General features: G+C 60.6%; 24 protein-coding genes and 1 pseudogene. 9 read left to right on the forward strand and 16 right to left on the reverse strand.

The features are described from left to right. Window positions 1-316: SWIB/MDM2 domain-containing protein (locus tag ACILSI_RS23040; protein ID WP_395724270.1), on the reverse strand; the 316-nt coding region annotated here is incomplete at its 3' end. A 242-nt stretch (window positions 317-558) separates the two neighbouring features. On the opposite strand from ACILSI_RS23040, the gene ACILSI_RS23045 reads away from it, so the two are divergent. Further along, window positions 559-1,398: a sterol desaturase family protein gene (locus ACILSI_RS23045; RefSeq protein WP_395724271.1), complete on the forward strand. Its 840-nt coding sequence runs from the start codon at window positions 559-561 to the stop codon at window positions 1,396-1,398. A gap of 22 nt (window positions 1,399-1,420) precedes the next feature. Here the strand turns inward: ACILSI_RS23045 and ACILSI_RS23050 are convergent, their stop codons facing one another. From ACILSI_RS23050 to ACILSI_RS23065, 4 genes are all read right to left on the reverse strand, one after another. Beyond that, complete coding sequence (locus ACILSI_RS23050) at window positions 1,421-2,098, reverse strand: response regulator (RefSeq protein ID WP_395724272.1); 678 nt, start codon at window positions 2,096-2,098, stop codon at window positions 1,421-1,423. Further along, window positions 2,065-3,147 carry a PAS domain S-box protein gene (locus tag ACILSI_RS23055; RefSeq protein WP_395724273.1) on the reverse strand — a complete coding sequence of 361 codons (1,083 nt, stop codon included), beginning with the start codon at window positions 3,145-3,147 and terminating at the stop codon, window positions 2,065-2,067. Before ACILSI_RS23055 ends, ACILSI_RS23050 begins: the two co-directional genes overlap by 34 nt. A gap of 8 nt (window positions 3,148-3,155) precedes the next feature. Then, on the reverse strand, window positions 3,156-4,064 hold the full coding sequence (locus ACILSI_RS23060; protein ID WP_395724274.1) for a universal stress protein: 909 nt from the start codon (window positions 4,062-4,064) through the stop codon (window positions 3,156-3,158). Window positions 4,065-4,158: 94 nt separating this feature from the next. Next, on the reverse strand, window positions 4,159-4,617 hold the full coding sequence (locus tag ACILSI_RS23065; protein WP_395724275.1) for a hypothetical protein: 459 nt from the start codon (window positions 4,615-4,617) through the stop codon (window positions 4,159-4,161). A gap of 90 nt (window positions 4,618-4,707) precedes the next feature. Here ACILSI_RS23065 and ACILSI_RS23070 point away from each other — a divergent pair, with 90 nt between their 5' ends. From ACILSI_RS23070 to ACILSI_RS23085, 4 genes are all read left to right on the forward strand, one after another. Beyond that, on the forward strand, window positions 4,708-6,021 hold the full coding sequence (locus ACILSI_RS23070; RefSeq protein WP_395724276.1) for a PQQ-binding-like beta-propeller repeat protein: 1,314 nt from the start codon (window positions 4,708-4,710) through the stop codon (window positions 6,019-6,021). A gap of 200 nt (window positions 6,022-6,221) precedes the next feature. Beyond that, entirely contained in the window at window positions 6,222-6,572 is a 351-nt protein-coding gene (locus tag ACILSI_RS23075; protein WP_395724277.1) for a hypothetical protein, read from the forward strand. A 107-nt stretch (window positions 6,573-6,679) separates the two neighbouring features. Further along, on the forward strand, window positions 6,680-7,054 hold the full coding sequence (locus ACILSI_RS23080; RefSeq protein ID WP_395724278.1) for an NADH-quinone oxidoreductase subunit A: 375 nt from the start codon (window positions 6,680-6,682) through the stop codon (window positions 7,052-7,054). Between the two features lie 33 nt (window positions 7,055-7,087). Further along, the gene (locus tag ACILSI_RS23085) at window positions 7,088-7,405 is read left to right on the forward strand and encodes a Dabb family protein (RefSeq protein ID WP_322284868.1); all 318 of its coding nucleotides are present in this window, start codon (window positions 7,088-7,090) and stop codon (window positions 7,403-7,405) included. A 44-nt stretch (window positions 7,406-7,449) separates the two neighbouring features. On the opposite strand, the gene ACILSI_RS23090 is transcribed toward ACILSI_RS23085, so the two are convergent. The 4 genes from ACILSI_RS23090 to ACILSI_RS23105 form a co-directional block, all read right to left on the reverse strand. Further along, window positions 7,450-8,529, reverse strand: coding sequence for a lipocalin-like domain-containing protein (locus ACILSI_RS23090; RefSeq protein WP_395724279.1), 1,080 nt, complete (start codon window positions 8,527-8,529; stop codon window positions 7,450-7,452). Between the two features lies 1 nt (window position 8,530). Continuing rightward, the gene (locus ACILSI_RS23095; protein WP_395724280.1) at window positions 8,531-11,071 is read right to left on the reverse strand and encodes an FtsX-like permease family protein; all 2,541 of its coding nucleotides are present in this window, start codon (window positions 11,069-11,071) and stop codon (window positions 8,531-8,533) included. 217 nt (window positions 11,072-11,288) lie between these two features. Next, window positions 11,289-11,954, reverse strand: coding sequence for an ABC transporter ATP-binding protein (locus tag ACILSI_RS23100; protein WP_395724281.1), 666 nt, complete (start codon window positions 11,952-11,954; stop codon window positions 11,289-11,291). 36 nt (window positions 11,955-11,990) lie between these two features. Then, on the reverse strand, window positions 11,991-12,590 hold the full coding sequence (locus ACILSI_RS23105) for a riboflavin synthase (protein WP_395724282.1): 600 nt from the start codon (window positions 12,588-12,590) through the stop codon (window positions 11,991-11,993). Window positions 12,591-12,688: 98 nt separating this feature from the next. On the opposite strand from ACILSI_RS23105, the gene ACILSI_RS23110 reads away from it, so the two are divergent. Both ACILSI_RS23110 and ACILSI_RS23115 read left to right on the forward strand, forming a co-directional pair. After that, window positions 12,689-15,295: a DUF1549 and DUF1553 domain-containing protein gene (locus ACILSI_RS23110; RefSeq protein ID WP_395724283.1), complete on the forward strand. Its 2,607-nt coding sequence runs from the start codon at window positions 12,689-12,691 to the stop codon at window positions 15,293-15,295. A gap of 1 nt (window position 15,296) precedes the next feature. Further along, window positions 15,297-16,649, forward strand: a complete 1,353-nt coding sequence (locus ACILSI_RS23115) for a DUF1501 domain-containing protein (RefSeq protein ID WP_395724284.1) — start codon at window positions 15,297-15,299, stop codon at window positions 16,647-16,649. Here the strand turns inward: ACILSI_RS23115 and ACILSI_RS23120 are convergent, their stop codons facing one another. The 3 genes from ACILSI_RS23120 to ACILSI_RS23130 are packed head-to-tail and all read right to left on the reverse strand — an operon-like array spanning window position 16,650 to window position 20,348. Next, complete coding sequence (locus tag ACILSI_RS23120; protein ID WP_395724285.1) at window positions 16,650-17,033, reverse strand: hypothetical protein; 384 nt, start codon at window positions 17,031-17,033, stop codon at window positions 16,650-16,652. It abuts the gene before it with no gap. A gap of 5 nt (window positions 17,034-17,038) precedes the next feature. After that, window positions 17,039-17,230 carry a hypothetical protein gene (locus tag ACILSI_RS23125; RefSeq protein WP_395724286.1) on the reverse strand — a complete coding sequence of 64 codons (192 nt, stop codon included), beginning with the start codon at window positions 17,228-17,230 and terminating at the stop codon, window positions 17,039-17,041. A gap of 49 nt (window positions 17,231-17,279) precedes the next feature. Further along, window positions 17,280-20,348: a PVC-type heme-binding CxxCH protein gene (locus tag ACILSI_RS23130; RefSeq protein ID WP_395724287.1), complete on the reverse strand. Its 3,069-nt coding sequence runs from the start codon at window positions 20,346-20,348 to the stop codon at window positions 17,280-17,282. Between the two features lie 190 nt (window positions 20,349-20,538). Here ACILSI_RS23130 and ACILSI_RS23135 point away from each other — a divergent pair, with 190 nt between their 5' ends. Continuing rightward, window positions 20,539-21,771 (forward strand): LL-diaminopimelate aminotransferase, encoded by a 1,233-nt coding sequence (locus ACILSI_RS23135; RefSeq protein WP_395724288.1) that lies wholly within the window; start codon window positions 20,539-20,541, stop codon window positions 21,769-21,771. Between the two features lie 73 nt (window positions 21,772-21,844). On the opposite strand, the gene dgt is transcribed toward ACILSI_RS23135, so the two are convergent. The 4 genes from dgt to ACILSI_RS23155 are packed head-to-tail and all read right to left on the reverse strand — an operon-like array spanning window position 21,845 to window position 24,201. Next, complete coding sequence (gene dgt, locus ACILSI_RS23140) at window positions 21,845-23,119, reverse strand: dGTP triphosphohydrolase (RefSeq protein ID WP_395724289.1); 1,275 nt, start codon at window positions 23,117-23,119, stop codon at window positions 21,845-21,847. Between the two features lie 52 nt (window positions 23,120-23,171). Continuing rightward, the gene (locus ACILSI_RS23145; RefSeq protein WP_395724290.1) at window positions 23,172-23,384 is read right to left on the reverse strand and encodes a hypothetical protein; all 213 of its coding nucleotides are present in this window, start codon (window positions 23,382-23,384) and stop codon (window positions 23,172-23,174) included. A 23-nt stretch (window positions 23,385-23,407) separates the two neighbouring features. Beyond that, a complete protein-coding gene (locus ACILSI_RS23150) occupies window positions 23,408-23,776 on the reverse strand; it encodes a CoA-binding protein (protein WP_395724291.1) in 369 nt (122 codons plus the stop codon). Further along, entirely contained in the window at window positions 23,773-24,201 is a 429-nt protein-coding gene (locus tag ACILSI_RS23155; RefSeq protein WP_395724292.1) for a hypothetical protein, read from the reverse strand. The genes ACILSI_RS23150 and ACILSI_RS23155 overlap by 4 nt, the downstream gene beginning before the upstream one ends. A 28-nt stretch (window positions 24,202-24,229) precedes the next feature. Between ACILSI_RS23155 and ACILSI_RS23160 the strand changes: the two are divergent. Beyond that, window positions 24,230-24,356: pseudogene (locus tag ACILSI_RS23160) on the forward strand (creatininase family protein); the annotation flags it as partial.

Raw genomic sequence — 24,356 nt, forward strand, 5'->3', positions numbered from 1 at the left:
TCGTCACCGTCTTCTTGCCGCCGAACACGGCCTTCAATGCGTCATCGGCATTGATGTTGCGCTTGTTCTTGGCGTCCTGGAGACCGTTCTTCTTGATGTAGTCCCAGAGCTTCTTCGTGATCTGGCCGCGAGGAGCTGGCTTGCTGCCGACGACGACTCCGAGGATCGCGTCAGGCTGCACCGGCTTCATCAGGGCTGGATTGGGCTTGCGTTTGGCTGCGGGCTTCTTGGCTGCTGGTTTGGCAGCTTTTTTGGCTGCTGGTTTGGCAGCCTTTTTAGCTGCTGGTTTGGATTTGGTTGCTGCTTTCTTGGCCATAGTGTTGTTGGCGGCTGTTGCCGTAATTGCAGGTTATGAGAGAGGCCCGCGAAGCGTCAACGCAAATTTAATCAATCTTTAGGGTTGTTTCCCTGCGCAGAAGCCTCTTTCACAAGTCTCCTCCCCAGGAGAAACAGCATTTCGAAAAGCGCGATGATGATGGCGCGGGGACTCCATGAAGTAGTCTGGAACCAATGACCGCGCGGCTGGTTGAAGCTGCTGCCTCAACTGTTTTTCCGCCGATGAACCCTGACAAAACTTTTCTCAGCGTGCTGGTCACGCTGGTCATTCTCTCCGCGATCTTTTTTGTGATCGAGCGCATTGTGGCGCGCGGGCGAAACCGTGCGCAGCCGGTGATCCGGCGCGGATGGTTCACGGATGTGGTCTATTGGTTCGCGACGGTGCTGCTGACGAAGCCGCTGGTGCGTGTGCTGCTCATCCTGCCTGCGGGAATCCTGATCCTGGCGAAGATCGTGCCTGCGGAGACCTTCAAGCTGGGGGCGTACGCAGGCTATGGACCGTTGAGCCGCCAGCCGCTGTGGCTGCAAGCGGTGCAGATCTATCTGCTGGTGGATTTTTTCTCTTACTGGTCGCACCGCATGTTTCATCGCGGCCGCTGGTGGCCGTTTCATGCAGTGCATCATTCATCCGAAGATCTGGACTGGCTGGGCAGCCTGCGTGTGCATCCGGTGAACGAGGTGGTGAACAAACTGGCGCAGGTGACGCCGGTGCTGCTGATGGGCTACAATCCCACCGTGACGCTGACGAGCGCGCCCATCCTCACCTTTTACGCGATCTTCCTGCATGCGAACGTGAACTGGGATTTTGGCCCGTTGCGTTATGTGATCGCGACGCCGGTGTTTCATCGCTGGCATCACTCCAAGGACCGTGAGGCATGGGACAAGAACTTCGCAGGGCTGTTTCCATTCTGGGACATGCTGTTTGGCACTTTTTACATGCCGAAGGGGCGCTATCCGGAGAACTTCGGCATCTGCGAGCCGATGCCGAAGGGATGGCTGGGACAGATGTGGGAGCCCTTCGCATGGATTCGGCGGCGCGGGAAGAAGGTGAACCCGGCTTGATGATGCGGTGCCTCGCGCGGGATCAGACCTTCGCGCGTGTCTCCACCCACTGCACCGCGTAGCGCACGAGCGCCGCGCCATCGGTGATGCCGAGTTTTTCTTTGATGTGGGAACGGTGGGCCTCGACGGTTCTGGCGCTGATGCTGAGCTGGGCGGCGATGTTCTTGGTGGCCACGCCGTTGCCGACGAGCGCGAGAATTTCCAGCTCACGATCGGTAAGGGAGTCCATGCCGGAGGTCCGTGCGCGGGCGGAGCCGGTGACCTGTTCCAGCATGCGGGCATTGAGCGTCTCGCTGACGTAAAGGCCGCCGCCGAGCACTTTTTGAATGGCGTTGATGAGATGATCGGCGGCCTCTTCCTTCATCACATAGCCGCGTGCTCCGGCGCGGAGGGAACGCTCACCGTAGAGTGCCTCATCGTGCATGGAGAGCACAAGGCACTGTGTGGCGGGATGCATGGCGCGGATGTCTTTGACGAGCTCAAGGCCGTTTTTGTCTGGAAGCGTCAGATCAATGATGGCGAGATCAGGCTTGAGCCTGCCGACGACTTCCAAACCCTCGCGAGCACTGCCGGCCTCGCCGCATACTTCGAGACCGGCCTCGCCACGGACGAGCTGGGCCAGCCCGTGGCGCATGATGGGGTGGTCGTCGATGAGGACGACGCGCTTCACGGATTCTTTGCTGGTGCGGGAACGCTGCATGTGACCTGGGTGCCGCCCGTGGGGCGCGGCGAGACATGGATGGTGCCGCCCATCATTTGAGCGCGATGGTTCATGGTCAAGAGCCCCATTCCAGTTCCTTTCGCCGGTTTGTCGGGAATACCGACGCCGTCATCGCGCACGATGAGGACGATGTTTCCACTTTGGCGGGCGAGGTGAACATCGACCCGCCTGGCCTGGCTGTGCTTCACCGCGTTGGAAACGGCCTCCTGGGCGATGCGGAAGAGCTGGACGGAGGTTTTGTTGTCATTCACCTGCACCGGGTTGTCATAGCGGAAGTCGCACTTGATCTCATAGGCGCGCGCGGTGTTGTCCGCGAGTTCTTCCAGCGCTTTCATGAGGCCGCCGGAGTCGATGACGACAGGCATGAGGCCGCGGGCGGTCTCACGGGCGCGCGTGTTGGCCTTAGAGACGAGCTTCACAATTTCCTCCAGGCTGGCGGCCTCGGGACAGCCCGATTTGATGAGATTCTTCTGCGCCACCTTCGCCAAACAACCGATGGCGGCGAGCTGCTGGCACAAGTCGTCATGAATGTCCTGGCCGATGCGTGCTTGCTCATCCTCGCTGATGTGGAGGAGCTTGTCTTCAAGGGCCTTGCGCTCGGTGAGATCACGAATGATGCCGGTGAAGATGCGGCGTCCGCTGGGCAGCAAGGCCTCGCCCACAGAGAGGTCGATTGGGAACACAGAGCCGTCCTTGCGCTGCCCCACGACCTCACGACCGATGCCGATGATGCGCTTCACGCCGCTGCGAAGATAGTTGCCCACATAGCTGTCATGCCGGGCGCGGTACGGCTCGGGCATGAGCATGCTGATGTTCTTGCCGATGATCTCCTCGCGCTTGTAACCAAAGAGTCGCTCAGTGGCGGAATTGGCAGTCTCGATGAGGCAGTTTTCGTCGATGATGATGATGGCGTTCACCGCAGTCTCGACGACAGCGGCGGCACGCTGCTCGCTGACCTCCAGAGCGTCCTGCAGCTCTGCGATGCTGGGCGTGTGCGGTCCGGAGGCGGGATTCGGCTGTTTGCTCATGCGGTGTCTCAGTCCGCCGCAGCCAGAAAACCATCCGGTTTGATGGCCAGGATCGAGCAGGGCGCGTTTTGGACGATCTTTTCGGCCGTGGTGCCGATGAGCATCTCACGCAGGCCGGTCTTGCCCCGTGTGCCGAGAACGACAAGGGTGGCATGCACTTCATTGACGTGATCAATGATGGCCTCACGGATGTTCACGCGTTCTTTGATCAATGAGGTGACCTTGACGTCGCCAACATCACGCGTGAGCGGGGCCAGAAATGCCTCGAGATCCTTGCGCCAGTTTTCCACGGCCTCGGGGTCGATGGTGGCGGGCATGGAAGGGGCGAAACCGCCGTAGTCGAGCGACATGGCGAGCGCGCTTTGGTACACATGCAGGCAGTCGAGCGAGCCGCCGTCCTGCTGCGCCACATGCAGGGCGCATTGCACGGCCTTGGCGGAGTTCTCAGAGAAATCGACACAGGTGACGATTTTTTTAAACGGCCCCTGCGCGTCCTCACGTACGACGAGGACATCGACGGGGGCCTTGCGCACGCATTTTGCGGCGATGGCTCCGACGCGGTGAGGCTCGTTCTTCGATCCTTTGGCTCCCATGACGAGGAGGTCGGCGCTGTGCGCACGGCAGGCTTCGACCAGCTCGGCAAACGGATGTCCGATGCGCACCTCGGCATTCACCGCCACGGCCCCGACCTCGGACTCAGCCACGAATTTCTTCAGCCGTTCCAGCCATTCGGCCCGGACGGCCGCCTGGTCGGCGGAAAGCGCTTTTTTGAGCTCATGCACCAGGAATTCATCCATAACATGCACGGCGGTGATGGCGGCTCCGTCGAGCGAAGCGCGGCGTGCGGCCTCACGCAGGGCATTGCGGCATGAGGGGGTGAAATCGATGGCGGCGATGATGTGATGGAGCTTTTTCATGGTTGTGGCTGGGAGAATAATAATCATTCCATCATAGATGCTTTCGGAATGCAATGCCCTGCGGCATTTGCGCGGTTGTCGGCGGACGTTGCGGCTAGAAACCAGCCTCTTCCTGCGCCTGTTCGACCGCGGCTTCGAGCGTCCAGAGCGTTTTGTCGAAGGTCTTCTGCCGAGCGCGGAAGGAGGGCTCATCCGGGAGGCCGTTGAGCGTGGCCAGCTCCTGCATGGCGAAGGAGTGGTGCTCCACAAGCGCCTGAACGCGAGTTTTGAAGTAATCGCGCCCGCCTTGCTCCTTGAGCACGTCGATGTCGGCCTTCCAGCGGTTCAGGGCGTCGGCGGCCTGTTTCACATACTCCTCACGGCTGGTGGCGAGGCGCTCCTTGGCCTTCTTGTACCACTCACGGCCTTTGACCTCGGTCTGATCCTTCACTTTGGAGACCTCGTTCTTCAGTTTTTCAGCGGCCTTGCGAAGCTGGTCGGTAAAGCTATCCTCCGCCTGGGTGGATGCGAGGCAGAGACAGAGTACGAGGGTGGAGAGGAGGACGGTTTTCATGCGGGCGAGGATACGGCTGATCGACATGCACCATGCAGGTTCTTTTCACTGGCGAAAGAATTTCCACGCCGCACCGTCAACTTCACGCTTATGATCCGCCCGCCCGCACTCACCGCCGCCGTCCTCGCCCTCCTGTCCGCTCTTTCCAGCGCCCAGCCTGCCACCAAGCCGCTTTTCTGGCCTGCACGGAACGGCCCCACAGGTGATGGCATCGTGCCTGCGGCTGAAGCGGCGCGGGTACCTCTCGAATGGGATGGCGAGTCCGGCAAAAACATCGCATGGCGCGTCGCGCTCGAAGGCGAGGGCCATTCCACCCCGGTGATCGGCGGCGACCTAATCTGGTTCACTGCGGCGACCACAGACGGCAAGCAGATGTATGTTTATGGCATTGACCGGCATAGCGGCAAGATTGTGCACCACAAGCGGGTCTTTGAAAATCCAGCCCCAGAAGAACTCGGCAACCCGCTGAACAACTACGCCGCGCCGTCTCCCGTGCTCGAAGAGGACGCGCTGTATGTTCACTTCGGCACCTACGGCACCGCCCGCATCGACCCGGCCACAGGTGAGAAGGTCTGGGAACGCCGTGACATCAATGCGCGGCACTATCGAGGCCCTGGTTCGTCCCCGATCATTCATGGCGACCTTCTCATCCTCACCTTTGACGGCATCGACCAGCAGTATGTGACCGCGCTCGACAAAAAAACCGGCAAGAGCGTCTGGAAAACCGTCCGCACCACCGATTACGGCGATCTCGACAAAGAAGGCAAGCCCACGCGCGACGGGGACATGCGTAAGGCCTACCACACGCCTGCGGTCTTCGAGATCGGGGGCAAAGAGGTGCTCGTCTCCGTGGGTTCACGGGCCGCCTTTGGCTACGAGGTTAAAACGGGCCAGCAACTCTGGACGATCCGCCACGGTGGCTTCAACGCCGCCATTCCGCCGATCCGGCTGGGTGATCTGCTCATCCTGAACACCGGCTCCGAACGCGCCCACACCCTCGGCGTCCGTATCGACGACAAGATGACCGGAGACATCACCTCTAGCCACGTCCTCTGGGACCGCGAAAAGCGCAATGCCAGCGAATCCTCCCCGGTCCTCGTGAACGGCATCCTTTACCAGACCACCCGTGGCGGCATCGTCAGTGCTCTCGATGCCAAGGCTGGCAAGGATCTATGGGAAGACCGCATGGAAGGCCAGCACCTGCCCGGCCCGGTTGTGATCGGGGATAAACTGCTGTTTTCCAATGATCGCGGCCAGACTTTCCTCGTCCGTGCCTCGCCTGAAAAGTTTGAACTGGTGGGAAAAAACCAAGTGGCCGAGCCGATCACGTCCTCCGCAGTGGTGGCCGACGGGGCCATCTTCATCCGTGCCAAAGGGGCGCTCTACAAGATTTCGGCCAAGTAGTTCGACGGATCACAGCGTTACCCGAATCTCCCGATTCGCCATTATTTGACCATCCATTGTAGATACATGGATCGCCCCGGCAGTCGTAACGCCTTCAAGGTGTGATTTCTTTCGATGCACATGCGGCGTAAGAGAAAAATCTGCCTCGTACCACAAAACCGTCGCAAAGAAGTGAAAGTTGTGCTACTCTGCCCGTCTCTATGGCTACAACTACACCGACACGCAAGACACGTTTCTCCCGCCGAGTTCCTGATCATGTCACTGACGAGCTCGTTAACGTTCTCTCCAAGCCTGAAACATATGAGTTCAACACGCTTTTCGGCCTGGTTTATGACAATCTGAAGCTGAAGAACGCTGTCAGCGGTGGTGAGGAAATGCTTCGCCTGCGCTCCTACGAGAAACTTCAGAACCTCGTGAGCCGTGGCCTCTGCGCCAAGGTCGGCAAGACTTACCGTGGTCTTGAGGGTCTCCGTGCCGCGCACAACGCCGCCATCGCTGCACGCAGTGCCGCCGTTGTGGCCCGCACCACGGCTGCCGCCGCCGCTCGTTAATACCTGCTTCAATTTGGGCCGCCCTGCTTCCGAGCATGGCGGCCCTTTTGCTTTCAGGGTTTGACGCTGCCCGGCCTCTCGCTACCCATCTTTAATCATTCACCCCCATGTTTGAGAATTACATCCCTGTCCTGCTCCAGATCGTCATCGCCGGTGGCTTCGCCGTCGTGACCCTCGTCGCCTCCGCGCTCCTCGGCAAATCCGCCAAACGCAACGCGATCAAGGACTCCGCCTACGAGTGCGGGATGCTGCCCATCGGCGACAGCCAGCCGCGTTTCAGCGTGAAGTTTTACATCGTCGCGATGCTCTTCGTGCTCTTCGACATCGAGGTCGTCTTCCTCTATCCCTGGGCCATCATTTACAAGGACTACCTCGCCGCTTTCGGCCCCTCCATCCTCGCTGTGGCCACCGGCTTCGTCTCCATCCTCCTCGTGGCCTTTGTCTATGCCTGGAAGAAGGGTGTACTCGACTGGAAATCGTAGTCTGCCATCACCGCAGACACATCTGTTGCCTCCATGATCGCCTACCTCAGCCTGTTTCAGCTCAAGCCCCAGGTAACGGAGGAAAAACTGGAGCACATCATGTCCCAGACCCGCGTCATGCTCCTTCGCGTGCCCGAGGTGCTCACGGTCAAAACCGGCAAGCGCGTCAATCCTTCCGAGCCTTACCCGTGGTTCGTCTATCTTGAGGTCGAGAGCATGGACAAGCTCGCCATCTGCCAGGACGACCCGCATTACATCAAGTTCCGCGAGGAAGTCCTCAAGCCCAACATTTCCGAGCAGGAATCCACCGCCTTCGAGATGGAGCCGCGTAAGGACGTCAAATACTCGTAGGTTCCGAGTATTGTAATCCCGGCTTCAGCCGGTTCTGGAAAGCCTCACTTCGTCCCAGACGAAAGATGCCCCGCCAGATCCCCAGCATACCCCGCCAGCTCCAAAAACGCCCGGCCCGCGTTCTGCCCGCGTGAGTCCATCACATCACACGCGCCCTCCCAATACGGCAGCCGCGTGATCCCGCCGTCCTGTTCCTGATCCTCTGCCAGTGGCCGCACCTCAAATGATTCGCCTTCAAAGCGAATCCTCACACGAATCGGATACTCCGCGCCATTGCGGGGGCTTTTCCATTTGCCGAGCACCTCCCAGGCGAACGCATCACTCGCCAGATGCCGTACCGTGCCATCACGCTCCACCACCGCGAGCGTCGAGGATGCATCCGCGCTGCCATCCTTTCGCCGCATGCGATACACCATGATCTCGCGACCATCCTTGAGTTGAAGCGCTGCCCAGTCCCAGCCGACCAGCCCTGACTCAAGCTGGCTGCTGCTGAACTCGTGATCCATCCAGGCCTCACCGATCACCGCATGCTCCTCAGCGCACAGCTTTACCGTGCCCGTGGTCTTCAAACGCGGCCACGTCAGGTAATGACTCGCCGCTTCAGTGCTCGCGCCTTTGCGCGACACCCCATCCTTCCCGAACACCACCAGCGGCTTCACCGTCTCCAGCTCCAGTTGCAGCAAGACCTCGCTTTTCACCGTCGCAGCGATGTGCAGGTGCTGCGTCACCTCATCCAGCTTGAGCGACCAGTTCCCGTTCCGTACTGCCAGCGTCGTCTCAGATGACTCCGCATCCCATCCTTCGCGATTCAGTCTCTCCTCATGCACAAACCGCCCCGTTTGCGCATCCAGCAGCGCCGCATGCGCTAGATGCAAATGCAGCGTCCGGCCATCCTCACGCCTAGCTTGGCGGAAAAACGTCACCTGAAAGCCAAACCGCCGCCCACCCTCCGCGTCCAGGTGTCCTGTCACATACCACCACTCCGTGCGGAACTCAGGATGGGTCCCGTGATCGCGTGGAAACACAAACACACGCCCCGCTTGCGGAATCGCAAAACCATCCGCCGTCGTTTGCGCATTCAGCAGGGTCGTCATCGAGAGAAAAAGCAGCATCCAGTGTTTCATGTCATTCCTCCGTGTGTTCTGCCGGCAGCATCGCCGCCCATCGTCCGACCAGCGCGGCCACCAGCATGCCGACGACGACCACCGCAGCGCCCAGCACCGCCAGATGCCACCACACCGCGTGAAATTGCAGCGTCCAACCAAAGCACTGCTTGTTGATGCGATACACCAGCAGCCATCCCAGCCACAAACCGGCCGCGATGCCCGTGAACGCACCCGCGCACGCCACACCGAGCCCTTCCAGTGCCGCCGACTTCGCAATCTCACTCTGCGTCATGCCCAGCGCCCGCAGCGTTGCCAAAATGGCCCGCCGCTCCAGCATCAGGCTCGCCAATGCCAAACCGAGACCCACCACCGCGACGATTACGCCGATCACCTCCAGCGCATGCGTCACCGCAAACGTCTGGCGGAAAATGCGCAGCGCCTCGCTCCGCAGATGCGAATTCGTGAACACGCTTAACCCCGGCTGCTGGCGTTGCATGCGATCCCGCACCGTCTCCGCATCCACGCCCGGCTTCAGCATGATCGCCACACGCCAGGCCTCGTCCGTCTCAAACCACTCACGAAACACCGCCGCAGGCAGCGTCAATGATCCGCGTTCATTGCCATACTCAGCGTTCATCGCCACCACGCGAACCTTGCGGCCCGCCAGCTCGATCACATCGCCCACCTGCGTCCCAAAGCGCTCGCTCCAGCTCTCGCTCATGATGGCAGGAGGGATGCCATCATCCGTCATCCACCATTCATCACGCCTCGGAGCCTCCACCCACGCATAAAGACTATGCTTGTGCGCAAACACCGGATCAGTGCCGAGAACAAGCACCTCGCCGCCATGCCACAGCAGAGTCCTTGCTTGCACAAAAGCCAGCTCCGCCACCTCCGGTTCCCTCCCGAGTGCCGTGACCGTCTTCGGCGATATGAAATGCGTCGATGAAGCGCTCTGTGCCCCCGCGCTGCTGATGTAAATATCCGCCTTCATCGTGCGATCGATCCAGCCGCGCATCGTGTGGTCAAAACTCGCCACCATCACCGCCATGCCCGTCGTCATCGCAACCGCGCTCGCCAAAGCCGCCACCGCAAAGCGATGCCGCACCGTCGGCCGCTGCAGATGCGAAAGCGCGACTCTCGCGACTGCGCCGCTCATGCGTCCCATCCTTCCTATTCCTCTCAGCATCGCCCCCGCCGCCAGTCCCGCGCCCACCAGCCACAGCAACGCCGCCGCATAACCCGCCAGCGGCAGCCGCGTTCCACTCGCGAACCGCAGCACTGGCAGCTCAGCTAGCACAACCGCCACCAGCATCATCGCCCAGCCGATCCATTCCACACGCCACACCGTCCCACCTTCGAACGGCGTCGCATGGCGTCCCAGCATGTGCGCTGGAGGTGTGCGCGCCGCCATCCGTGCCGGCCACCATGCAGCGATGAGACTCGCCAGGATTGAAATCGACAGCGCCAGCAGAGCTTCGCTCCAGCTCAGCGCCGCCTGCTGCTCGCTCGTCGCGCCATAAAGCGCGTTCATCGTCTTCGTCACACCACCAACAGCGCCTTGCGCACCGAGCCAGCCCAGCAGCACGCCCAAGGCACCGCCACAGAGTCCCAGCAGCCCCGCTTCGATGAGAAACGCGATTTGAATCGCCCGATCCGTCACGCCGAGCGATTTCAAAATCCCAATCTCCTCCCGCCGCCGCAGCACCACGCCATCCAGCGCCTGAAAAATGAGGTAACCGCCCACCAGCAGCGCCAGCAGCGAGAGAATCGTCAGATTAAGTCGAAACGCCTGCGTCATCGTGCCCGCAAGCTGACGCCGATTCGCACCGCCCGTCACCTGCCAGCGCGATTTGAGCAACGCACCCGCTTCCTCACGCAAAGTCGGAAACAAGGCGCTGTTCTGCGCCAAAACCTCCACGCGATCCACCTTGTCGCCGCGCATCAAAACCGACTGCGCCTCCGGCAAATCCATCAGCAGCAGATGCTCAGGCAAACTCGGCACTCCCGGCGTCTCCGGCACCACACCGGCCACCGCCAGCGTGATCACGCGATCATCCACAATCAGCCGCAGATCCTCACCCTCCTTAACGCCCAGCTTCGGACTCACGTAAACGCCCGAACGCACCGCCTGCATGTTCGCGCCAAGTCCCGCCGGAGCCTCGCCGCGCAGGTTCAGCAGTGCCACGAAATCCACGCCCAGCAGCCGCCACGTCGCCCGCGAACCGATCTCGCCATTTCCGCCCTCATCAGCCGGCGTCACCGTCTCCTCCACCACGGGCAGCAAACTCACTGGACGATACCCCAGCACTTTGCGCATCTCACGCACATCATCTTCGCGCAAAGCACCACTCACCGCCTGCACCGTCCAATCTGGCTGCCGCGTGATGCCATCCGTGAACGTCTCAAAGCCCGACAACGCTGCGTTGCTTGCCAGCCGCACCGCCAGATACACGCTCGATCCCAACGCCAGGATCAACATCAGCGCGATCTGTTGCCGCAAAGCCAGCCGCCAGTGCCGCAACGCACAACGCCGCAAGATGAGAAGCACCGTGCTCATGATGCAGGCACGTTGGGCTGCCCCCTCACCCCAGCCCTCTCCCCGAAGTTCATCATTCTGTTAACGCCAGTTGTTGGCGGGGGGAGGGAGAATGCCTTTCCACCAGCCACCAAACAAAACTCCTCTCCCCGCCCCAGGCACTCGCATCCATAGGTAGTTCCCTTCGGGGAGAGGTCGGGTGAGGGGACAAGTTTCATCGTTCGATAGTTCCCATCCCTCATGCGCCTTCGACGATCTCCCCGTCCTGGATGCGCAGCACACGCTCGCAATGCTTCACCGCCTCCGTGCTGTGCGTCACCAGCAGCAGCGCCGCTTTGGTTTCACTCACAATCTCCGCCAGCAGTTCCAATACCTGTGCTCCCGTAGCAGAATCCAGGCTGCCTGTTGGCTCATCGGCCAGAATCAACGATGGCCGATGCACCACCGCACGTGCGATCGCCACACGTTGCATCTCTCCGCCCGAGAGCTGACCTGGCAACGCCGCAGCGCGATGAGCGATGCCCACACGGTCCAGCAACTTCCTCACTCGCGATTCACGCTCGCTCATCGGCACACCAAGCAATTGCAGCGGCAACTCGATGTTCTCCGCCGCGCTCAGCGTCGGCAGCAGATGATAAAACTGAAACACCGTCCCGATGTGCCTGCGCCGCAGTTGCGCCAGCCCGTCCGCGCTCAAATCGCTGAGCACACTGCCCGCAATCGTCACACCACCGCTGTCTGCGCGATCCACGCCGCCGACGCAGTTCAAAACCGTCGTCTTGCCACTGCCCGAGGGCCCCAGAAGCGCCACACGCTCGCCTTGCTCCAACTTGAACGACACGCCGCGCAGGATCGGGCGCTCCGCGTAGCTTTTAGTGAGTAATTCGACTTCGAGAACAGGCATGTGAAAAAGAAACGGCCTGTCCGGCCTCATGGACGCTCACTTCATCGCTCGCATCAGTTCGCGCACATACTTGCCCAGCATGTCGAACTCCACATTCAGCCGGTCACCGGGCTTTTTCGTGTGCAGATTCGTGACTTGGAACGTGTGCGGGATGATCCAGCACACCACCGTGCTCTCCGTCACCTCCGCTGCCGTCAAAGAAATGCCATCCAGGCAGATCGACCCCTTGGGAATGATCAATCCTCGCTGCTCCGTCGGAATCTCCATCTCCAGCCGGTGATCCTGCCCATGCTCGCTCCAATCGTGAATCTTCACCGTCGCATCCACATGCCCTTGAACAAAGTGACCGCCAAACCGCGCTCCCATCGCCATCGCCCGTTCCAGATTGACGAGTGAGCCAGTTTGCAGATCACCAAGGCTCGTCACCTTCAGCGTCTGCATCAGCAGATCAAAGCACGCCGTCTGCGCCGCTCCATCCTTCGCCGTCACGGTGAGACAACAGCCATTCACCGCCACACTCTCGCCATCGACCAGTTCGGAGGCCATCGCGCCCACGTTCACTGTCAGCCGCGCGCTTTCGCCGCGTGGCTCCAGCGAAAGGACCGTGCCGGTGGTTTCAACAAGACCTGTGAACATGCTTCGAGATAAACGGGCAAACCGCCGCTGTCGATGCGCTGTTCGTCCAAATATTCGCAGGGAAGGTCTCGCAGGCCTGAGGCGTATTGATTCACGCTGTGTTTCATCGTCTCCTCCAGCTTGGCTGTTTGTTCGTCTCCACGAGTCTCTTCTCGGCGGAGCACTGGGCCTTTCAGCCGCTGAAGCCGGGCAAAGGCACCAGCATCGACGATTTCATTCAGAAAAAGCTCGCCAAGAACGGTTTGAAGGCTTCATCACGAGCTGATGCCCGCACGCTGGCCCGCCGGGCCAGCTTCGATCTCACGGGGTTGCCGCCGGAGCGAACAGACGTGCCTTATGAGCAGTTCGTCGATCAATTGCTCGCCTCCCCCCACTACGGCGAACAATGGACCCGCCACTGGCTGGACGTGGCCCGCTACTCGGACACGAAAGGCTACGTCTATGCCCGCGAGGAAAAGAACTGGGTGCATGCCACGCCGTATCGCGACTGGGTCGTGCGCGCGCTGAACGAAGACATGCCGTATGACCGCTTCCTGCTGCTTCAAATCGCCGCCGATCAAGTCGTGCAGTCAAAATCACCCGATCTCGCGGCGATGGGCTTTCTCACGCTAGGGCGACGTTTCCTCGGTGTCACGCATGACATCATCGACGACCGCATCGACGTCGTTACGCGCGGAACGCTCGGCCTCACGGTCGCTTGCGCCCGTTGCCACGATCACAAGTTCGATCCCATCCCGACGCGCGACTACTACGCGCTCTACGGCGTCTTCCAGAGCAGCGCCGAGGCCCTCGCTCCGTGCGCTGATGGCGAAAACGCCGAACTGACCGAGTTGGTGAAAAAGAACCGCGATTTGATGACGAAACGCCGTGAGGAGCAGATGGCCCGCACGCGTGCGCAAGCCGCCGACTATCTCAAGGCGACCCGAGAACTCGAAAAGTATCCCGAGGAGGTGTTCGGCCAGCTCCTTGACGCAAAAGACCTCAACCCCTTCATCGTACATCGCTTCGTCGCCTGGCTGGAAAAGCATCCGGGCGTGGAATTAAACGAGGCAGTCCTCAAACAGCCCGGTTCGCCCGCATTCGTCCCCGACGAGCACATCGCGAACATCGAGATGTATTTCCCGACCGGCGTCACCACCGAGCTGTGGAAGTCGCAGGGCGATGTGGACCGCTTCCTGATCAAAAGCAGCGCTTCACCGACGCACGCGACGGTTTTGGTCGATCGTCCGCTGCCCAGCACGCCACGCGTCTTCAATCGCGGCAATCCGCTCACCAAAGGCGATGCCGTCCCACGCCAGTTTTTAAGCCTCTTCGGTCCGCAAAAGCCATTCACAAGAGGCAGTGGCCGAATGGAGCTCGCGCAGGCCATCATCGATCCCCGCAATCCGCTCACCGCCCGCGTCATGGTGAACCGTATTTGGCAGCATCATTTCGGTCGCGGCCTCGTCAGCACGCCGAGCGACTTCGGCAAGCAAGGCAGCCCGCCGAGCCATCCCGAGCTGCTCGACTGGCTCGCTCAGCGCTTCATCGACTCCGGCTGGAGCATCAAGGCGATGCATCGTCTCATCATGTTGTCGCAGACCTACCAGCAGAGCAGCCAGACGAGTGATCCGCGTGATCCCGACAACCGTCTGCTCGCCCGCATGACCCCGCATCGCCTCAGCTTCGAGGAGGCACGCGATGCCTGGCTCGCCGCCGCAGGTCGCCTGAATCTGCGCGTTGGTGGTCGCCCTGAGGGATTGTTCGCGGCCAGCAACACGCGTCGCACGCTCTACGCGCTCGTGGACCGCGAAAACGTGCCGATGGTCATGCGCACCTTCGATTTCGCCAACCCCGACCTCTCCATCCCCCAGCGCACCGAGACCACCGTGCCGCAACAGGCGCTTTTCGGCCTAAATCATCCCTTTGTCGTGCAGCAGGCGAAGGCGCTCGTAAAGTGGTCCGCACAGTCCCCTGTGCGGCACTCCGCAGACACCGATCGCGTCAATTTCATCTACCAGCGCCTCTTCCAGCGCAGTCCAACATCCGAAGAACTCACCTCCGCTCTCGCCTTCGTCCAAGCCGACACCACGCCAGTCATCGCCGCGTCCGAACACTCCAAATCCTGGCACTACGGCTACGGCGAATGGGATGAGGGCACGGGTCGCGTGAAGAATTTCAAGCCGCTGCCGCATTTCACCGGCAGCGCCTGGCAGGGTGATGAAGCGTGGCCCAATGAAAAACTCGGCTGGGCACAACTCACCGCCGAGGGAGGTCATCCAGGCAATGATCGCAAACACGCGGTCGTGCGCCGCTGGATTGCGCCAGCCGGCGGCAGCTATGATCTGCATTCCACACTCATCCATGAACCCGAGGTGGGTGATGGTATTCGCGCCTTCGTGAGCCACTCGCGCCTTGGCAAACTGCGCAGCACGATGCTCCTCGGCACCAAAGCGGACCTCCAACTCGACGCCATCGCCTTCCTGGCCGGTGACACGCTCGATTTCATCGTCGATATCGGCAACGGCCTGAACAGCGACCAGTTCCTGTGGTCGCCGAAGATTACACCCTCCGTCGCCGCGACCACAGGCGCGGGCGGCGACACTCCGAGCGATGCTTGGGATGCCCAGAAAGACTTTCCCACCCAGCCGAAATCCCAACTCAGCGCTTGGGAACAACTCGTGCAGGTGCTGATGCTCTCAAACGAGTTCATGTTTGTTGATTGATATGAATCCACTTCTCACACGCCGAGATTTTCTGCGCCGATCAGGCATGGGTATGGCGGCTCTTGGCTTGGCGGATTTGCAGGCCGCCAAGCCGCATTTCGCGCCGAAGGCGAAGCGGGTGATTCATTTCTTCCTCAACGGCGGTCCTTCGCATGTCGATACGTTTGATCCCAAGCCTGCACTCAAGCTCTACGAGGGAAAACAGGTCCCAAGTCATCGCATCACGGAGCGAAAGACGGGAGCGGCGTTTCCGTCGCCGTTCAAGTTTCAGCGTTACGGGCAGAGCGGGATCGAGGTGAGTGAGCTGTTTGCCAAAACGGCGGCGCACATCGACGACATCGCCGTGATCCGCTCGATGCAGGCGCAGGTGCCGAACCATGAGCCGTCGCTGATGCTCATGAACTGCGGGGATTCGATCCAGGCACGTCCCAGCATGGGCGCGTGGCTCACCTACGGCCTCGGCAGCGCCAATGAGAACCTGCCGGGCTTCATCGCGATGTGTCCGGGCGGCATGCCAATCAAGAGCGCGGAGAACTGGCAGTCGGCGTTTCTGCCCGGCGCGTTTCAGGGCACGTATGTCGATTCGAAGCACGAGGCGGTGGATCGTTTGATCGAAAACATCCGCAGCCCGCATGCGGACACGAGCGTGCAACTCCGCCAGCTCGACTTGCTGCGTCGCATCAATGCCGCGCATCGTGCCGAGCGTAGCGACCCACGGCTGGAGGCACGCATTCAGAGCTTCGAGCTGGCCTTCCGCATGCAGATCGAGGCGGCGGACGCTTTTGATGTGAGCAAAGAGCCTCAACACATCCGCGAGTTGTATGGCGAGGGCGTGCATGCGCGGCAAACGCTCATCGCGCGTCGGCTGCTGGAGAGCGGCGTGCGCATGGTTCAGCTGTGGCATGGCGCGGGGCAGCCGTGGGACAATCACGACAACATCGAGACGAATCACCGCAAGCTCGCCGCGCAGATCGACCAGCCCATCGCCGCGCTGCTGCATGATCTGAAGCAGCGCGGCATGCTGGAGGACACGCTCGTCATCTGGGGCGGCGAATTCGGCCGCACACCGACCGTGGAGCTCGCCGGAGGCAAATCGAAGCTGGGCCGCGACCACAATCACTACGGCTTCAGTGTGTGGATGGCCGGCGGCGGCATCAAAGGCGGCACCGTGCACGGCAGCACCGACGAGTTTGGCTTCGCCGCGCAGGACAATCCCACCAGCGTGCATGATCTGCACGCCACGATTCTTCACCTCATGGGCCTGAATCATGAAGAACTGACCTACCGCTACGCCGGCCGTGATTTCCGGCTCACGGATGTGTATGGCGAGGTGATCCGTCCGATCGTGGCTTGATCAGCCCCTCTCACAAAACCTCCGAAACGCCTCCTGCTGCTCCGGCGTCGCCACCCCGGCCACGATATGACCTGCAAGGCTTCGTAGAGCCGCCGCTTCCGATCCTGAAAGCCCAAGTTGTTCCACCATCGAACGGGCAATCGCCGCGAAGGTGTTGCCGTTGTAAAAGCAGAACGGAGCCATGCGATGGCAGCGGCGGCAGAGATCCACCGCGTCCATCAGCGTCATCGGTTGTTGATGGGTCGATACCCAAAATGCCTTGGTGGTTTCATAGCCGTCCGAGGTGGGTTTGTGCAGTGCGTTCTTCTGTTCGCACAGGGAAGCATTCTGAAAGATCACCAAATCCCACGGCACCTCGGCCAGCCATGCTTTCACCTGGCTCATGGCGATCAGGATTTTGATTTCTTCACTGCTGCCTTGGCCTGCTTGATCTCTTCCACGCCCGCACTCTTCAAGAAGCCCTTGCCTGTCTTTGCATAGACTGGCTCAGCGGCGAAACGATCCTGAATCGCCAGCGCATCCTTCAAGATGGCCTGCGCCAGCGGATGATTCGCATACTTGGCTTTGAGTGTTGCGTCCATGAGACAAAAATACCTCCTGGGGCCGGTTCCGGCAATCCTTTGTTCCGACCTACTGCTTCAAATACGCGATGAGGTCCGCCATCTGCTGCGGCGTGATGGCGGCTTCGAGCCCTTCGGGCATCAGGGAGATGCCGGGGCTGGTGAGGGATTGGATCTCGCTGCGCAGAACGGTGTCGGTGCCGCCATCCGCACGTTTCAGCGTCAGGTTGCCCGCCGTTTCACTCGCGATGAGGCCGGCAAGCGTCCGTCCATCATTCGTCTCGACGATGTAGAGCGCAAAGTTCGGCGAAACCTCGCGATTAGGGTCGAGGATGTTTGTGACGAGCTGCTCGGCAGTCCACGCTTTGATCGTGCCGAGGTGCGGGCCGACGTCGTTGCCCTTGTCCGCAAACTTGTGGCAGACCATGCACGCCGTTTCATAGACTTTGGAGCCGCGTGTGACGTCGCCGTTCATCGACATGACCGAAGTGTATTTGGCGATGACCTCCTTGCGATTCGACGACGAGCTATCGCCTATGAGCTTCACGATACGTTCTGCCAAAGCGGGCGTTTTCTGCCGCCCCAGTGTCGCCTTCGCGGCGACGCTGAGCTGCGCGGGCGTGATCTTCTTCGCCTCGATGGCATCCAGCAGCTTAGCGATGCGATCCGTGCGCGAGAGCAGGATGGTGGTGGCCTTGTCACGCAAGGCCGGCGTCATCTTCGGCCAAGCGTCGATGAGCATGTCCGCGACGGCGGGCTCGCGGTAGCTGCCGAGGGCTTCGAGGGCGGCGAGTTGGAGTTCTTGTGGCTGGGAGGGCATTAACAGCGCTCGAATGAGCTCAAATACCTGATCCGAAGGCGCGAGAGACGTAGCGACAGAAAGGGCGGCAGCCTTCTCTTCGACAGAGTTTGAGGCACCGATGGTGCTGATTGCTTGAGTGCCAATCTCCCGAAGTCTCGCATTGGTGACTTCGTTGGATGAAACCGTCGCCAGCGAGATCGACAACCGGGTCGCGTGTGGGAGCATTGCTTGGAGCACTGCAGATCTCAGCCCAAGCGGGAAGTCATCCTTGCTTAAAGCTGTCATGATGACCGCCAGCTTCAATCTTTCACCTTTCGCAGCGACCAAACCTGCCAGCCGTGGGATCAAGGTGCTGCTTCTGAAGAACTCCAAATGACGGTCGTTCATAAGCCACGGCACGAGCAGATTCTCCGCTCGATCCGCGGCAATGCAGAGGACCATCGTCTGCAACCAAGAGTCTGCATTCACCCTGCTACCGACACCTCTCATGGCCTCGCTCCAAAAAGCACCCCCGGCTCCGTTTTCGACAGTTGTGGTCAGGTCCCGAATGGAGAACAGAGCCTTGATCGCAACGCGGTTTTCTGCATGAGCAGCCAATCTAGCAAACGGAAGCTTTGAAGCGTCTTGCCTGAGATCGCCGCTCCATTTCAATGCTTGAACGAAAGGCTCGAACAGTTCGGCCGCCGCTTCCGCCACTGGTCCGTTCAACGGACGAGCAGCATTTTCCAAGCTTTCCTCATTCAAAGCTGACAACGCCGACAAAGCATGAAGCGCACAAACTTTCCCCTGTGCCGTCTTCCCGCTCTTCACCATCTGCCGCAGCGGTTCCACCGCAGCTTTGTCCTGACGCTCAAACAGCAAACGCTGCGCGGTTTCGCGGTGCCAGGCATTGGGGTGGTCGAGGAGGGCGACGAGGTCTTGGGTGCTCGCTTGGCTGAGCTTGGGCGTGACTCGTTTTGTAGTCCCGGCTTTAGCCGGTGTTTTGTCTGAACCGCCTGAAGGCGGGACTACGGAACCGCGTGGGGTTAATCGCCAGATTCTTCCACGATCTCGTCCTCGCAGCAGATCGACGGCGGTGTGGATATCGTCGGGGATGCTCCAGGGGTGCTCAATCACTTCGCGATACATGTCGCAGACGTGGAGGCAGCCGTCGGGGGCGTTGACGAAGTTCACGGGGCGGAACCAGAGGTCGTCGCTGGTGCAGAAGTTCTTGTTTCCATCGACCTGCACGGCTTTGAAGGTGACGCCGTCGGGGACGAGCTTCATGCGGTAGAAGAGATTGCCAGCCACGTCGGCGACGAAGGCGAAGTCGCGATACTCTTTCGGATAGGCATCGCCGCGATAGACGGTGATGCCGCTGGAGGAGGTGACGACGCCGGCGCCGACGAGCTCGCTTTTCGGCAGGTGGCTGCCTTCCTGGACCCAGCGTTTCGCGCGGAACTCGCGCCAGGGCTCGGGCGGGCTGGTGCGATAGACGGGGAGCTGGTCGCCGGCCTCGGCGCAGTCGTTCAGGGCGCTGGGGACGACGAGATACGGATTCCGCGCGAGGTAGCGATACGGCAGGACGACGTGCTGGCAGGGATTGCGGATGTTGCAGAGGAAGCGGTTGCCCCAATCGTCGAAGGTGTTGCCGAAGCGTGCGCCGCCGCTTTCGAGGCGCACATCGCCGGTGCTGGGATCGAAGGAGAAGTCGTTTCGCTTGATGGGCAGCGGTTTGAAGTCTTTCGGCAACGGCATGACGCTCTCGCTGCCGGGCACGCGTTGGATTTCGCCGCCATTCGAGCCGCCGGCGATGTAGATGCGGTGGTCGAGGCCCCAGATGGGGTTGTTCATCACGGCCTGAACGTTGAGCTTTTTGAAGCCGGTGAAGACTTTTTGCCGCACATCGGCCACGCCGTCGTCATTCGTGTCTTTGAGATACCACACGTCCGGCGTGGCGGTGACAAAAATGCCGCCTTTCCAGCAAGCGGCGCCGGTGGGCCACGAGAGGCCCTCGGCAAAGACGGTGGCCTTGTCGAACGTGCCGTCGCCATCAGTGTCGGTCAGCAGGCGCACCTTGCCAATGTGCGCATCGGTGGGGTTTTCCTGGCTGGGCTTGTGCGCGGCCTTGTCGGTGTAGGGGTAATCGTTCATCTCGCACACGTAGGCGCGGCCATCGGCATCGTAGGTGATGGCGACCGGATCGGTGACGAGCGGCTCCGCGGCGATGAGCTTCATCTCGAAGCCATCGAGCACATGGAAGGTCTTCGCGGCGGACTTTGGCTCCACCGGAGGTGTGGAGGGAAAGTCGAGGGCAAAGAGAGCTGACGGCAAGAGAAAGAGAAGGCTGCGATGCATGGTGGATCATACGTTGGCATCAGGACCTGTATTCCGCTGGCCTCAGGTTGGGTGTGGCGACAGCCCGCCCGACAGCTTTGGGGACGCGTTGGCGATTGAGCGCTCAAAAAGACGAGCGGGCTGTCGCCACAGTCGTCCTACGGTTGCATCCTCGCGCCGACTCGCCAGACTAATCGCCCCTTTTCCTGCCATGGCCTACATCAACGAAAACTACAACAAGCTCAAAGCCGGTTACCTCTTCCCCGAAATCGCCCGCCGCGTGAAGGTCTTCACGGAGGCCAATACCGAGGCCGCGAAGCGCCTGATCCGCTGCGGCATCGGCGATGTGACCGAGGCGCTGCCCGAAGCCGTGCGCACGGCGATGCACAAGGCCGTCGATGAAATGGGCGACCGCGCCACCTTCCGCGGCTACGGCCCGGAGCAGGGCTACGACTTCCTGCGCAATGCCATCGCGGAGCACGATTTCAAGGCCCGCGGTATCAACATCGAAGCCGATGAGATCTTCATCTCCGACGGCAGCAAGTGCGATACCGGCAACATCCTCGACATCTTCGGTGCCGGGAACAAGATCGCCATCACCGATCCGGTGTATCCGGTTTACGTCGATACGAACGTCATGGCCGGCAACACGGGCGAGGCAGACGAAAGCGGCGCGTATGCCGGCCTGCATTACCTCAAATGCACGCCTGCCAACGGCTTCGTGCCCGACATTCCCTCTGAGCCGGTCGATCTGGCTTACCTCTGCTACCCGAACAATCCGACGGGAGCCGTCGCCACGCGCGCGCAGCTGGAAGCCTGGGTGAAATACGCCCTCGCGAACGGCACCACGCTGCTCTACGACGCCGCCTACGAGGCCTTCATTCGTGATCCCGAGCTGCCACGCTCGATTTATGAAATCGAAGGCGCTCGCGACTGTGCGATCGAATTCCGCAGCTTCTCGAAGAACGGTGGCTTCACCGGCGTGCGTTGCGGCATCGTCATCATTCCGAAGGGCCTCATGGGCAAAACGAAGGCCGGTGGCAAGCAGGCCATCCATCCGCTCTGGAGCCGCCGTCACAGCACGAAGTTCAACGGTGCCTGCTACATCGTGCAGCGTGGTGCGGAGGCGATTTACTCGCCCGAAGGCAAAGCGCAGGTCAAAGCGCTCATCGAACACTACATGGGCAACGCCGCGCTGCTCGTCGAAGCCTGCAAGAAGGCCGGGCTGCAAGTCTATGGCGGTGTGAACGCTCCCTACGTCTGGGTCGGCTGCCCGAATGGAGTCACAAGCTGGCAGATGTTCGACAAGATGCTCAACGAGGCGAACGTGGTTATCACGCCCGGCAGCGGCTTCGGCAGCGCGGGCGAGGGCTACTTCCGCATCAGCGCTTTCAACAGCCGTGCGAACGTCGAGGAAGTCTGCAAGCGCATCGCGGTGCTGTAGAGCGAGTTTTCCAACTCGTTCGCCCGCCTCAAGCTCTGACGATTGAGAACGAACTGGAAAGTTCGTTCTACGCTCACACAAAATCCGTGATCGAGCCGAAGTCGGCGTCGAAGAGGCGGCGGTAGGTGCGGAAGGCGAAGTGGTCCGTCATGTTCGCGATCCAGTCGCAGACGAGGCGGGCGCGTTCGCTGGTGGATTCGGCGGCTTGGATCTGCTTTTCGATGCTGGCGGGCATGAGGTGCAGTCCTTTGGGCTGCACCGACTCGATGTAGCGCTCGCGCAGCACCTCGAACACCCGTTTGAGGATGAAGTCGGCCTTGTGGTCGAGCTGCTGAAGCTGCGGACTGAGGAAGACAAGATCGAGCGCGATTTTTTTATGCATATCCGCCCGGCGGCGCTGCGCGGGATCAATCTCCAGCGCGAACTGATGGCGTTTCGTGCTTTGGCTGAGAAAATTCGCCGTCGGTACGAGCTTGGTGGCGCGGATGCACTCGCCGATGAGGCGGTTCAGCCGTCCTTCGACACGGCCATCGCGCATCGCTTTGCAGAGGAAGTCGATGGCGGCGCCGTCATCGCCGCTGAGCGTCTGATCTGCTGCCCAGCGTGAGACCCGGCTTTCATTGATGAAGCCGGCGTGGATGCCATCGGCCAAGTCATTGAGCGAATAAGCCGTGTCATCCGCCCAGTCCATGATCTGACACTCGACACTCTTGAAGCCGTTGCGTTCCTTGCCCGGCGTGAGCTCGATGGGGAACGCCTGACCTCCCATCGTGAAGTCGAGCCAGCGCTCCTGATCGTTGTAGAGGTAATGGTTGGCCTTGTGTGCAGGCTTTTCGGCAAAGAGGGTCTTGTATTTCAGCACGCCGTCCAAGAGCGCTCGGGAGGGGTTCATGCCGACGCGCCCTTCGCTGAAAAGCGTCTGCGTCAGGATGCGCAGCGTCTGCGCATTGCCCTCAAAGCCGCCGTAAGGCTCCATCAGCGTGTGCAGCGTCCGCTCCCCCGCATGTCCGAAGGGCGGATGGCCCAGATCGTGGCTCAGGCAGATGCTTTCGACGAGGTCAGGATCGATGAAGCAGTCGTCCCCCAGCACCTCGCACTGCTGCGTGAGCCAGGCGCAAATGCTGCGGCCAATTTGAGCCACCTCGATGCTGTGCGTGAGCCGCGTGCGGTAGAAATCATACTCGCCTGACAAAAACACCTGCGTCTTGCTTTGCAGCCGCCGGAACGCGCTGCTGTGGATGATGCGATCTCGGTCGATTTGAAACGGGTTGCGATACTCGCCTTCCGGGGAAGGGCGTTTGTCGAGTTTCTCGAAGTCAAAGGAGGAGTAGAAGCGGTTCGCGGGCATGCGTGGTGTGTCACGAAGCTAGCAGGTCGTGTCAGTCGGGCAAGACCGCTGCTCAGCCCTGGCGACGAAACGCGAACTGGCTCACGGGCATCTCACTCCCGGATTCAGTCGCTTCCCTAGCACGGCGCTTTCCGTTCTCAAAGGCAGGCTTGAACGACAAACCCAGGGCTTTTTCGATCTCATCCTGGCTTGCACCCTTGGCCCGCAGACGGCTGCGCTCATAGATTCGAGCTTTTTGGATTTCCAGCATGGAGATGACGTTCATTGACCGCCTCCTGACGAGCCTGTTCAAAACTGCCCCGTGTTCAGCAGCACCAGAGTGCAGGCCTCCTCGCAAGCAATGCCGGCTTTCTCCAATTCGGCGACAAGCGCGGTGTTTTCCGCACCAGGATTGAAAATCACCCGCTGAGGCTTCAGCGCGATGAGTTTTTCCGTCAGCCCGTTCGAAATCGCCGCGCCGACGTACATCGTCACGGTGCCCACCGGGCCGGTGGTCGCGCTCAAATCCGCCACCACGGCGCTGCCTTCGATCTCGGTGAGCTTGGGATGAACGGGCACCACTTCATGACCGTGTTTCCGCAGCAGCAGCAGAGCGCGATGGCTGTAGCGTTCTGGATTGTCACTGGCTCCGAGGATGACGACGCGTTGTTTGCTCATGATTTTTCATCCCCCTCATCCAGGTGAAACAGATGCAGCGCCCGATGCGCCGCCGGTGCCAAGACGATGCCGATCACTGAAATGAACACCAACCCGCTGAACAAGGCATAAAACGAAGCAAACAGCTTCGCTTCATCCGATGGCAGCTCTCCCACCGGACCCATGCCGCCTAGGATCATTGAGGCGTTCAGCAAGCTGTCGATCCAGCTAAATTCAGCGATGAAATGATACCCAAGCACGCCAATGGCAAGCGCCACGCCGATCACGACAAAGGCCAGGCCGAAATACTTCACCGCACGCCTGAAAAAGATGTGGCGTGGGGCAAGCGGCTCGGTGCGTGACTCAAACATGGGCACCATCATCCCGGCGACGCGGCGAATTGCAACAGCGGGTCCCCTTTCGGACCATGTTGTCGAACGTTGCATCAACCCTTTGCCTCGATACCCTCATTTTATGAGTCCTAGACCCTGGATCATCGCCGAAACAAATTGGAAGCACGTCAAAGCCACGCGCTATGAGGTCGCTATGCTGCCGTGGGGAGCCACGGAGGCGCACAACTGGCACCTGCCTTACGCCACCG

The organism is Prosthecobacter sp. (assembly GCF_044232965.1).
In the GTDB taxonomy this organism is placed as follows: Bacteria; Verrucomicrobiota; Verrucomicrobiia; order Verrucomicrobiales; family Verrucomicrobiaceae; genus Prosthecobacter.